Annotated in this window: 10 protein-coding genes; 4 read left to right on the plus strand and 6 right to left on the minus strand. The window is 67.6% G+C overall.

Features of this window, described 5'->3' with window-relative positions:
* Window positions 1–157 precede the first annotated feature (157 nt).
* Window positions 158–2,158: an alpha-1,4-glucan--maltose-1-phosphate maltosyltransferase gene (locus AB0F41_RS30880; RefSeq protein WP_357429995.1), complete on the plus strand. Its 2,001-nt coding sequence runs from the start codon at window positions 158–160 to the stop codon at window positions 2,156–2,158.
* A gap of 7 nt (window positions 2,159–2,165) precedes the next feature.
* Complete coding sequence (gene glgB, locus AB0F41_RS30885) at window positions 2,166–4,322, plus strand: 1,4-alpha-glucan branching protein GlgB (RefSeq protein ID WP_357429997.1); 2,157 nt, start codon at window positions 2,166–2,168, stop codon at window positions 4,320–4,322.
* Window positions 4,323–4,362: 40 nt separating this feature from the next.
* Here glgB and AB0F41_RS30890 read toward each other — a convergent pair whose 3' ends face one another.
* The 3 genes from AB0F41_RS30890 to AB0F41_RS30900 form a co-directional block, all read right to left on the minus strand.
* On the minus strand, window positions 4,363–5,229 hold the full coding sequence (locus tag AB0F41_RS30890) for a tetratricopeptide repeat protein (protein WP_357429999.1): 867 nt from the start codon (window positions 5,227–5,229) through the stop codon (window positions 4,363–4,365).
* Window positions 5,230–5,290: 61 nt separating this feature from the next.
* Entirely contained in the window at window positions 5,291–5,668 is a 378-nt protein-coding gene (locus AB0F41_RS30895) for a DUF3817 domain-containing protein (RefSeq protein ID WP_357430001.1), read from the minus strand.
* Between the two features lie 100 nt (window positions 5,669–5,768).
* On the minus strand, window positions 5,769–6,947 hold the full coding sequence (locus tag AB0F41_RS30900; protein ID WP_357430003.1) for an acetyl-CoA C-acetyltransferase: 1,179 nt from the start codon (window positions 6,945–6,947) through the stop codon (window positions 5,769–5,771).
* 509 nt (window positions 6,948–7,456) lie between these two features.
* Between AB0F41_RS30900 and mce the strand changes: the two genes are divergently transcribed.
* Together mce and AB0F41_RS30910 are read left to right on the plus strand one after the other, a co-directional pair.
* Window positions 7,457–7,930, plus strand: a complete 474-nt coding sequence (gene mce / locus AB0F41_RS30905) for a methylmalonyl-CoA epimerase (RefSeq protein WP_357430005.1) — start codon at window positions 7,457–7,459, stop codon at window positions 7,928–7,930.
* 86 nt (window positions 7,931–8,016) lie between these two features.
* Window positions 8,017–9,030, plus strand: a complete 1,014-nt coding sequence (locus tag AB0F41_RS30910; RefSeq protein ID WP_357430007.1) for a hypothetical protein — start codon at window positions 8,017–8,019, stop codon at window positions 9,028–9,030.
* Window positions 9,031–9,150: 120 nt separating this feature from the next.
* Here the strand turns inward: AB0F41_RS30910 and AB0F41_RS30915 are convergent, their stop codons facing one another.
* The 3 genes from AB0F41_RS30915 to AB0F41_RS30925 all read right to left on the minus strand — a co-directional run bounded on the left by AB0F41_RS30915 (window position 9,151) and on the right by AB0F41_RS30925 (window position 11,116).
* A complete protein-coding gene (locus tag AB0F41_RS30915) occupies window positions 9,151–9,456 on the minus strand; it encodes an ATP/GTP-binding protein (RefSeq protein WP_357430009.1) in 306 nt (101 codons plus the stop codon).
* A gap of 10 nt (window positions 9,457–9,466) precedes the next feature.
* Window positions 9,467–10,153 (minus strand): endonuclease NucS, encoded by a 687-nt coding sequence (gene nucS / locus AB0F41_RS30920; RefSeq protein WP_357430011.1) that lies wholly within the window; start codon window positions 10,151–10,153, stop codon window positions 9,467–9,469.
* Between the two features lie 126 nt (window positions 10,154–10,279).
* Entirely contained in the window at window positions 10,280–11,116 is an 837-nt protein-coding gene (locus tag AB0F41_RS30925; RefSeq protein ID WP_357430013.1) for an SDR family oxidoreductase, read from the minus strand.
* Window positions 11,117–11,285: the final 169 nt, after the last annotated feature.

An 11,285-nucleotide genomic window follows, 5' to 3' on the forward strand; every position in this document is an offset into this window, starting at 1 on the left:
GAGACGGAAGCGGCCTACTACAGTCGACAACCAGCCCAGCCCACCGCTGAGCTGTCACACCAGTAAGTCTCCGGACTCGCCGGGGCGATTCAGCACTCCGCGCCGAAAACACCTCCCCACCCCCGCACGGAGAAGCCGCGCCAATATTGTTGCTGTGATGACCGGCCGCATCGCCATAGATGACACCGCCCCGCTCATCCCCGGAGGTTATCCGGCCAAAGCGGTGGTCGGGGAGGTGTTCCCCGTCCGTTCCGTCGTGTGGCGGGACGGACACGGCGCCGTCGGGGCCACCTTGGCGGTGCGGGCCCCGGGCTCGTCGCGGTCCAAGCGGATCTCGATGGCTCCCGATTTCGAGCCCGATGTCTTCAACGGGATCTTCACCCCCGACACCCCGGGTCTATGGCATTACCGCGTCGAGGGCTGGGCCGATTCCCTCGCGACCTGGCGGTCGGCGGTGGAGGCGAAGCTGGCGGTCGGGCAGGGTGCGGCGGATCTGGCCAACGACCTGGAGTCCGGGGCGCGGTTGTTCGAGCGGGCGGCGCAGGCGGTCGGGAAGAAATCGTTCGAACGGTTGCGCGCCGTGGCCGCCGCGCTGCGGTCCGGCGATCCGCTGCCGGCCCGGGTGGCGCCCGCGTTCACCGACGAGGTCGCCGAGATTCTGCGCCGCGATCCGTTGCGGGATCTGGTGACCCGGGGCCCGCAGTTCTCTGTCCTGGTCGAGCGGCCGCGGGCGCTTACGGGTTCCTGGTACGAGTTCTTTCCCCGGTCGACCGGCGGCCGGGACGCCGACGGCAATCCGGTGCACGGCACCTTCGCGACCGCGGCGAGCGATCTGCCGCGGATCGCGGCCATGGGATTCGACGTGGTCTATCTACCGCCGATCCATCCGATCGGGGTGGTGAACCGGAAAGGCCGCAACAACGCACTCACCGCAGGTCCCGGCGATACCGGGTCGCCGTGGGCGATCGGATCGGCCGAGGGCGGGCACGACGCGATCCACCCGCAACTGGGCACCGAGGCGGATTTCGCCGCGTTCGTGCGCGCCGCCGCCGATCTGGGTATGGAGGTGGCGCTCGATCTGGCGCTGCAATGCGCACCCGACCATCCGTGGGTGGCCGCGCATCCGGAGTGGTTCACCACGCTGCCGGACGGCAGTATCGCGTTCGCCGAGAATCCGCCCAAGAAGTACCAGGACATCTATCCGCTGGATTTCGACAACGATCCCGACGGCCTGTACGCGGAGGTGCTGCGGGTGGTGCGGCACTGGATCGGGCTGGGTGTGCGGATCTTCCGGGTCGACAATCCGCACACCAAACCCGCCGATTTCTGGGAGTGGCTGATCGCCGCGGTGCGCGCCACCGATCCCGAAGTGATCCTGCTGTCGGAGGCGTTCACCTATCCGGCCCGGCTCTACGGTCTGGCGCGCCGCGGGTTCAGCCAGTCCTACACCTACTTCACCTGGCGCACCCATAAGCACGAGCTCACCGAGTTCGGGCTGGAACTGGCCGCCAAGGCCGACGAGGCGCGCCCCAACCTGTTCGTCAACACCCCGGACATCCTGCACGAAAGCCTCCAGCACGGTGGTCCGGGGATGTTCGCGATCCGCGCCGTCCTGGCGTCGACACTCGGTCCCAGCTGGGGTGTGTACTCGGGGTACGAGCTCTACGAGCACCAGGCGGTGCGGCCGGGCAGCGAGGAGTACCTGGATTCGGAGAAGTACGAGTTGCGCCCACGCCCCTTCGCCGCGGCCCGGATGCACGGCGAATCGCTGGAGCCGCTGCTCACCAGGTTGAACGAGATCCGGCGCCGGCATCCGGCGTTGCAGCAGTTGCGGTGCCTGCATTTCCACCACATCGACAACGACAACCTGCTGGCGTATTCGAAAATCGATCCGGTTTCCGGTGATGCGGTACTGGTGGTCGTGAATCTCAACCCGTTCACCGCCGAACAGGGCATGCTCTCGCTGGACCTGCCCGCCCTCGGCCGCGAATGGCACGACCACGTGGTGCACGACGAGATCAGCGGCGAGGAATACCACTGGGCGCAGACCAATTACATCCGTCTCGACCCGGCCCGCGCCGTCGCCCATATCGTCGCGCTGCCGCCCGTTCCGCACGAGGCCCGGGCCGGCCTGGCCTACCGGCGGACCTTCCGGTGAGGCGCCGGTGAACCGGCGCGATCTGCTGCTGCTCGCCGCCGGCACGCATCCCGACCCGCATACCGTGCTGGGCGTCCACCGATACGCGGACGGGACCGTGGTACGGGTCCTGCGACCGACAGCGGAATCGGTTTCGGTTCTGATCGGCGCCGCCGAACACCCGCTGGAGCCGCTGGGCCACGGTGTTTTCGCCGCGACCCTGCCCTATCCAGAGGTGCTGGACTACCGGATCGCCGCCACCGCCCCGGGGCGCCCGGTCACCGTCACCGCCGACGGCTACCGCTATCTGCCGACCCTCGGCGATCTCGACCTGCACCTGATCAACGAGGGCACCCATCGGCGCCTCTGGGAGGTGCTCGGCGCCCATCCGCGCAGCTACCCCGGGCTCGACGGCGCGGTCGCCGGGGTGTCGTTCGCGGTGTGGGCTCCGCACGCACGCGGCGTCACGGTGCTCGGCGATTTCGACGACTGGCAGGGCGGCACCTGGCCGATGCGTACCCTCGGCCGCTCCGGTGTCTGGGAGGTCTTCGTACCCGGCGCCGCCCCGGGCGACCGCTACCAGTACCGCGTGCACGGCGCCGACGGCCGCGCGGTCGACCATGCCGATCCGCTCGCCTTCGCCGCCGCCCTCCCGCCGGCCACCAGCTCGGTCGTCACCGAATCCAGACACGAGTGGACCGATCAGGCCTGGCTCGCCGCCCGGGCCCGCACCGATCCGGCTCGCGCACCGCTGAGCGTTTTCGAGGTCCATCTCGCGTCCTGGCGTCCCGGATTGACCTATACCGAGCTCGCCGAGCAGCTCGGTGACTACGCCCGCGAACTCGGCTTCACCCATATCGAGCTCATGCCGGTCACCGAGCATCCCTTCGGCGGTTCCTGGGGCTACCAGGTGACGTCGTACTACGCGCCGACCGCCCGCTTCGGCAGTCCCGACGATTTCCGTGACTTCGTGAACCGCCTGCACGCCGGCGGTATCGGGGTAATCCTGGACTGGGTACCCGGCCATTTCCCGCGCGACGCCTGGGCCCTGGCCCGCTTCGACGGCACCCCGCTCTACGAACACCCCGACCCGCGCCGCGGTGAGCAACCCCAGTGGGGAACCTACGTTTTCGACTACGGACGCCCCGAGGTGCGGAATTTCCTGGTCGCCAATGCGCGGTACTGGATCGAGGAATTCCATGTGGACGGCCTGCGGGTGGACGCGGTGGCCGCCATGCTCCATCTCGACTACGGGCGGGCGGCCGGCGGCTGGGAACCGAATATCCACGGCGGGCGCGAGAACCTGGAGGCGGTCGCCTTCCTGAGCGAACTGAACGACAGTGTGCACAGCGCCTACCCCGGAGTCCTGACCGTCGCCGAGGATTCCACCACCCGTCCCGGTGTCACCCGGGCCACCGAGGTCGGCGGGCTGGGCTTCACCATGAAATGGAATATGGGCTGGATGCACGACACGCTCGCCTATCTACGCCACGACCCCGTGCATCGCGGCCACCACCACGACGAGATCACCTTCTCGCTCATGTACGCCTGGGACGAGAATTTCGTCCTTCCGCTCAGTCACGACGAAGTGGTGCACGGCAAAGGCACCCTGTGGACCCGGATGCCCGGCGACGAATTCGACAAAGCCTGCGGCGTCCGCGCGCTATTGGCCTACATGTGGGCCCATCCCGGTAAGAAATTGCTGTTCATGGGCCAGGAGTTCGGTCATTTCCGCGAGTGGTGGCACGACCACGACCTGGACTGGCACGAGCTGGACAATCCACTGCATCGCGGGGTCCGGGTGCTGGTCGGCGACCTCAACCGGACCTACCGCGCACAGCCGCCGCTGTGGAGCCAGGACACAACTCCCGGGGGCCACTCCTGGATCGCCGGTGACGACCGGCGCAACAATGTGCTGGCCTTCCTGCGCCACGCGGCCGACGGCAGCACCCTCGCCTGTATCTGCAACTTCTCCGGCGCCGTCCACACCGGCTACCGGATCGGCCTGCCCGCCGGGGGCGAGTGGATCGAGATCCTGAACACCGACGCGATCGAATACGGCGGAACAGGCGCGGGCAATGCCGGTGTCGTGCACGCCGAGGAAATCGGTTATCACGGACGCCCGGCGTCGGCCGAGATCACTCTCGGCCCACTGAGCGTGCTCTGGCTGATCCCGCGGCCCTGACCCCGCGACCGAGCCGGTTCGAGGCCCGGTCGCGTACCGGTCAGTACAGCGCGGTCGCCAGTTTCCGGCGGGCCGCCACCACGAACGGCTCGGCCTGGTCGAACAGTTCGAAGAGTTCCAGCAACCGGGTGCGCACGGCGGTGCGGTCGTCGCCCGCGGTACGCGCGACCATCTTGATGAGCCGGTCGAAGGCCGCCTCGGGCCGCTGATGGAACAGCTCCACATCGGCCGCGTCCAAGGCGGCGGCGACATTGCCCGGCTCGGCGTCGGCGGTCGCGATCGCCGACTCCGGCAGCTCCTGGGCCCGCCCCAGGAATTTCACCTGCCGCAGCGCGGCTTTGGCCTCGGCATTACCGGGTTCCTGCTCCAGGATCGATTCGTAGGCCGATTCCGCACCGGCGAAATCCCCCTGCTCCAGCAGGGCTTCGGCGGTCGCGAAGCGCGGATCGGCGGGCGGCTCGGATTCCTCGGCCGCCTCCGGGTCGCCCTCGAGTTTGCCCTCGACGGCCTGCACCACCGCGGCCAGCCACTGTTTGACCTGGGCTTCCGGTTGCCCACCCTGAAAATCGGCGAGCGGCTGCCCGCCCGCCACCGCGATCACCGTCGGGATCCCCTGCACGCCGAAGGCCTGCGCGATCCGCATATTGCTCTCGGCTTCGACCGCGGCCAGATCCCAGGCACCGCCGGCCTCGCCCACCAGGCGTTCGAGCAGTTGCACCAGTTCGATACTGCCGGGGCTGCGCTGCGAGTACAGCGCCACGACCACCGGTACCTGCATGGAGCGCCGCAGGACCTTGGTCTCGAAGTCCGCCTCGTTGACCGCGTGGTCACCGCCACCGCCGTCACCGGCGGCCGGCGCGCCCGCGGGCGGCTGTTTCAGGGCGGACAGATCAACCGCCCCGGACATGGCGGCGGCTGCGGCTGGTGAAGGACGGCGAGATGCTGGTCGAGTCACAGCATCCAGTCTGTCACGAGGACGCCGCGAGAGTCTTCGGGGACTCCGCGGTCGCGGGCGCGCTCAGTTCGCCGAGTTTGCCGGTACGCACCGCCCACACCTCGAAGATCACCGTGAAGAACGGCGGAATGCTGGACAGCAGGGCCAGCACCGTGGTCTTCCAGTTCCATTCCAGCTCACGGGCGGCCAGCAGCGCGGTCAGCACGAACAGGACGAAGACACCGCCGTGCACCGGGCCGAAGATCTTCACGCCGATCTCGTTACCCGGGTCGGGGAGGTATTTGAACGCCATTCCCACCAGCAGGCCCAGCCAGGAGATCGCCTCGAGCACCGCGAAGAAACGGAACCGACCGGCGGTGGTGCGCAGACCAAGGAAGTTCATGCGCACCATTGTGCCCTAATCACTACACGGCGTCGTAGTCGAACCGGTCACATCGGTCGGACCGGACTTACCGGGCAGCGGGGCCCGGATACCCGGGCCCCGGAACCGTCTAGACCTTGACGATCAGCGCGTCACCCTGACCACCGCCGCCACACAACGCCGCGGCGCCGATCCCGCCACCGCGCCGCTTCAGCTCCAACGCCAGATGCAGCACGATGCGCGCACCCGACATCCCCAGCGGATGCCCGAGAGCGATGGCGCCGCCGTTGACGTTCACCCGTTCCGGATCGATACCCAGCGCACGCGTCGAGGCGATCCCGACAGCCGCGAACGCCTCGTTGATCTCCACCAGATCCAGATCGGCCGGCGCGATCCCTTCCCTGGCGCAGGCCTTCGCGATGGCGTTGGCCGGCTGATCCTGCAATGTGGAATCCGGCCCGGCCACCACACCGGCCGCACCGATCTCGGCGATCCAGCTCAACCCCAGCTCCTCGGCCTTGGCCTTGCTCATCACCACGACCGCCGCGGCGCCGTCGGAGATCTGGGAGGCGGACCCGGCCGTGATGGTTCCGTCCTTGCTGAAGGAAGGCCGCAGTTTCGCCAGCGACTCCGCGGTCGTATCGGCACGGATACCCTCGTCCTGCGCCACCACCACGGGATCCCCCTTACGCTGCGGCACCTCCACCGGCACGACCTCGTCCTCGAAGACACCGTTCTTCCAGGCGGCCGCGGCCCGCTGATGCGAGGCCGCGGCGAACGCGTCCTGATCCGCGCGGGTGATCGGATCGCGATCGTTGCGCTGCTCGGTGAGCGCGCCCATCGCCTGATCGGTGAAAATATCGTGCAGCCCGTCGTAGGCCATATGGTCACGCAGGGTCACATCGCCGTATTTGAAACCCTCACGGCTCTTCTCGAGCATATGCGGAGCACGGCTCATCGATTCCTGCCCGCCGGCGACCACGATCTCGTACTCGCCGGCCCGGATCAGCTGATCCGCCTGCGCGATCGCGTTGATTCCGGACAGACACACCTTGTTGAGGGTGAGGGCCGGGACATCCATCGGGATACCACCCGCGACCGCCGCCTGCCGGGCCGGAATCTGCCCCGCCCCGGCGGTCAGCACCTGACCCATGATCACGTAATCGACCTGGTCGCCGCGGACACCGGCCTTCTCCAGCGCGGCCGCGATGGCGAACCCACCCAGATCCGAACCGCTGAAGCCCTTCAGGCCACCCAGCAGCCGTCCGACCGGGGTGCGCGCACCGGCCACGATCACGGATTTGGTCACGACGAACCTCCTGTATTTTCTGCCCCGCCTCCGGCGGGGCGGGTCGGGGCCCTATTAACCCCGAGTCTTCACTCCCGCCGGTCGGTCGCTGCGCTCCCTCCCTCTGGTCGCTCCAGACTCGGGGCGGGCCCCGACCATGGATGCGACCGTCCGGATAGAACGCGAGGAACCGGCCCTGTCACACCGTCGAGTTCCGGGTAGGAACCGCACCCGGCAGCGCTGACCGGCCACGATCTGCGGTCTGGTCATCTGCACCCCCGGGCTGCGGAACTACCCCACGGTAGCTTGCGATCGCGACAACGTGGAGAGCCGGGATGCGCAGATCACGCCGCGGACATTTGAAGGCATGCGCCCTCTGTTCACCCCGCCCCCGCGATGCGGCCACCTCGGCAAACCACCCCGAATCCCTCATCCGCCCCCGGAAAACCTGAGTAGGTCCCGCGATCGTGCAAGTGCTCAAAGGCCGCACCCCATGTACGGTCTACCGCACATCGCGCTACGTTCGAATAGTGAGCACCGCTATCCCGTCATCAGATTTCATCCCCGCCGACTACATCGTCGCGGTCGACCACGTCGGTATCGCCGTCCCGGATCTGGACGCGGCCGTCGCCTGGTACGCAGAGAATCTCGGCCTGGTCGAAACCCATCGCGAGGTCAACGAGGAGCAGGGCGTTCAGGAAGCGATGCTGTCCGCGCCCGCCGCCGAGGACGATTCGACTGCTCTGCAGTTGCTGGCTCCGCTCGACGAAACTTCCACGATCGCGAAATTCATCGACCGGAGCGGGCCCGGGCTGCAGCAGCTGGCCTTCCGGGTGACCGATATCGAGGCCGTTTCCGCATTCCTGCGCGATCGCGGTATGCGACTGCTCTACGAGGCGCCGCGCCGCGGCACCGCCGATTCCCGCATCAATTTCGTCCATCCGAAGGATGCTGGCGGTGTGCTGGTGGAGTTACTGGAACCGGATCCGAATGTTACGCACTAGTATCATCTTCGAGCGCTGAGGAGACGCTCCGATAACATTCCCGGTCGACTCACCACGGCCGGGTCTCAGGCTGTAGTTTGTTGGCCATGTCGTCACCCGAGTCCGATCGCAATCGCTTCGTTGCGCTGCCCTTCACCGTCGTGCGCAAGGGTTATGCGCAAGACGAGGTACGTAACTATTTCGACCGCTTCGATGCCGAGTTGCGGGTCACCGCCACCGACCGCGATGCCGCCGCCGCTCAGGCCCGGAACCTCGCCAGTCAGCTGGAAGACGCCCGCGACGAAATCGACGAACTCCGCAAGGAGGTCGACCGGCTGTCCGTTCCGCCGACCACCGCGGAAGGGATGAGCGACCGCATCTCCCGGATGCTGCGATTGGCCTCCGACGAGGCGTCCGAGGTCCGTGCGCTCGCGCAGGCCGAGGCGGCGGAAATGGTCTCCATCGCCGAGCAGCAGGCCGCGGAGATGCGCGGTAAGTACGAATCGCTGCTCGCCGAGACCAAGGAAAAGCGCGAAGCTCTCGAGATCGAGTACGAGCAGACGCTTGCCAACGCGCGTACCGAATCCTCGAAGATCATCGAAGCCTCCCAGGCCGACGCCGAGCGCCTCGCCAAGGAGTCCGACGCCAAGCGCAAGGCCACTCAGCAGGACTTCGAGGTCACCATGGCGGAGCGGCGTACCAAGCTGACCCGCGCCATGGAGGAGCTGGAGGCCACCAGCCGCGCCGAGGCCGCCCAGCGGATCAAGGACGCCACCGACGAGGCCAACCGTCTCATCACCTCCGCCACGCAGACCTCCGAGCGCAAGATCGCGCACGCGAAGGAACTGGCCGAGGAGATGCGCGTGCTGCGCGGCCGGGTTCTGGCCCAGCTGCTCGGTATCCGCGGCCAGCTCGATTCGGTGCCCGCCATGCTCGCCGCGGTGAACCGGGAGAGCGAACTGCTCGACGGTGTGCCGGAGCAGCCGCGCAAGTCCCTCGGCAGCGGTCAGAACAAGCCGGTGTCCGGTTCGCGGCAGAAGGCGATCCCCGAGATGAGCGCCGACGACGAGTCCGATGACATCGTCGAAGATGAACGCGAGAACGCCGACATCAGCAACTAGCCCCTGGCTCCAGGGCTGCTGTCGGGAAGCACACGGCGACACCGCAAATTCACAACGAAGGCCGCCCCATCGGGGCGGCCTTCCTCATATCCACAACCCGGCGGTTGCCGTTACCCGCCGCTACGACCAGCGCCGGGTGATCCCCCGCGTTCCCCGCCCGTTCCAGCATCCGCGATGCCAATGCCTGCGATCACTTTCGCCGCTGCCCACCGGCCACGCCACCACATGCGCCACCCCCGGCATGACCTCGTGGTCACAGCCCGGGCAGCGGTACCGTTTCACCGCTCGCGCGCCCGGCACGGTGCGCACCACGTACTCGTCACCGTCCGGCCCGGCTTCGGTCCTGCGGTACACATCCCCCAGCCCGGTGCCCGGCGCCGGCGGCCGGGCCCCCGAGCGCCCCTCGCGCGGTTTCCGTCGTGGCATGCCCTCCAGACTAGAAGAGGCGGAATTCGTTGCTCTCGGTGCCACGTAGGGCGTTGTAGTCGAGGGTGAGACAGCGGATTCCGCGGTCTTCGGCGAGGGTGCGGGCCTGCGGCTTGATCTGCTGCGCCGCGAACACGCCTGCCACCGGTGTCAGCAGTGGATCACGGTTGAGCAATTCCAGGTAGCGGGTGAGCTGCTCCACACCGTCGATCTCACCGCGCCGCTTGATCTCCACCGCTACCGTCCGCCCGTCGGCGTCCCGGCACAACAGGTCCACCGGTCCGATAGCCGTCATGTACTCCCGGCGGACGAGGCTGTATCCGGCGCCCAGCGTCTCCACATGCTCCGCCAGCAGTTCCTGCAGATGCGCCTCCACCCCGTCCTTCACCAGACCCGGGTCGACCCCGAGTTCGTGACTGGAATCGTGTTCGATTTCCTCGAGCCCGATCCGCAGCTCCTCGCCGGCCTTGTTACTCACCACCCAGAGGGCTTTGAACTGTTCCGCCGCCGGATCCGGATCCCGCTCTTCCAACCAGCACGGCGGGCTCATCCAGTTCAGTGGCTTGTAGGACCCCCCGTCGGAATGCACCAGCACCGATCCGTCCGCTTTGATCATCAGAAGCCGGCGTGCCATCGGCAGGTGGGCGGTCAGCCGCCCCACATAGTCGACCTGGCAACGAGCAATCACAAGGCGCATCCGGCAGAGTCTAGGCGCTGTCCGCACCGTCCAGCGCACGCACCCGCGAGCCGTACCGACTCCGCCCGAAGCCCTGCTGCACGGCTGATGAACCGGTGGCAGACTTCGTGTCCCCCGATGTGGCGGTCAGGTGCCGTGTGGTCGCCAGCGGCCGAAACCGCCTTCGCTGTTGATGACCTGGCCGGTGATCCATCGCGCCTCGTCGGTCACCAGCCAGCTGATCAGTCGCGCCGGGTCGTCGGGCTCACCGAGGCGGCCGAACGGGAACATCGGCGCGAGCTGCTCCCACATTTCCGGAGCGAGGTAGCCAGTGTTCACCGGTCCGGGGTTCACGGTGTTGAGGCGGATACCGGCGTCAGCGAGCTGGTCGGCCAGCGTGACGGTGATCCCCTCCAGCGCTGCCTTGGCGGTCCCGTACGCCACCTCACCGGGAAGCGGCCCGAGATGCTGCCCCGAGGTCATGAAGACCACCGCCCCGCCGGCGCGGCCGTCGTGTTGATTCGCGAAGGCCTGGGCCAGCAGCAGACACGAGCGGGCATCGACCGCCCAGTGCGAATCGAGGTCCGCGGCCGACAGATCTCCCAGCGGACCGTCGGAACCGGACGAAGCGTGGTTGCAGATCAAGATGTCGAGATGCCCGAATTCCGCAACCGCGGCGTCGACCACCGCTTGAGGAGCGGCGGGATCCGCGAAATCCGCTTGTATATCGGCGATTCGAGCAGAATCGTCCCACAGGTGCGACCGTATCCCGGCCAGCACCGCCCCAAGATCGTCCGCACCCCAGGCCTGCTGCTGATCGTGCGGCCGGAAATGATGGACGAATACGCTCGCTCCGTACGCGGCGAGCCGGCACCCGATCGCATAGCCGATCCCGGCCCGGCGACTCACCCCGGTAACCAACGCGATCCGGCCGCGCAGTGGAAAGGGTTCCCGATCCAGCGAACTGTTCCGCATTGCTTCCATTGCCGCGATGGTCGCACCACAGGCGGCTACCGGCAATCGGTTTTCGGTCATCCGATCTCACGGATTCATCCCCGAAACGCACTTTGGGGGCCCACAATGTGGGCCCCCAAAGGGAATGTATGTTCCGGCGGTGTCCTACTCTCCCACACCCTGTCGAGTGCAGTACCAT

It is taken from the genome of Nocardia sp. NPDC024068 (assembly GCF_040638875.1).
Classification (GTDB): Bacteria; Actinomycetota; Actinomycetes; order Mycobacteriales; family Mycobacteriaceae; genus Nocardia.

Coding starts and splice junctions, on each gene's coding strand:
- AB0F41_RS30880 (WP_357429995.1), top strand. CDS start 158: ATGACCGGCCGCATCGCCATAGATGACACCGCCCCGCTCATCCCCGGA.
- AB0F41_RS30890 (WP_357429999.1), bottom strand. CDS start 5,229: ATGTCCGGGGCGGTTGATCTGTCCGCCCTGAAACAGCCGCCCGCGGGC.
- AB0F41_RS30895 (WP_357430001.1), bottom strand. CDS start 5,668: ATGGTGCGCATGAACTTCCTTGGTCTGCGCACCACCGCCGGTCGGTTC.
- AB0F41_RS30910 (WP_357430007.1), top strand. CDS start 8,017: ATGTCGTCACCCGAGTCCGATCGCAATCGCTTCGTTGCGCTGCCCTTC.
- AB0F41_RS30915 (WP_357430009.1), bottom strand. CDS start 9,456: ATGCCACGACGGAAACCGCGCGAGGGGCGCTCGGGGGCCCGGCCGCCG.
- nucS (WP_357430011.1), bottom strand. CDS start 10,153: ATGCGCCTTGTGATTGCTCGTTGCCAGGTCGACTATGTGGGGCGGCTG.
- AB0F41_RS30925 (WP_357430013.1), bottom strand. CDS start 11,116: ATGGAAGCAATGCGGAACAGTTCGCTGGATCGGGAACCCTTTCCACTG.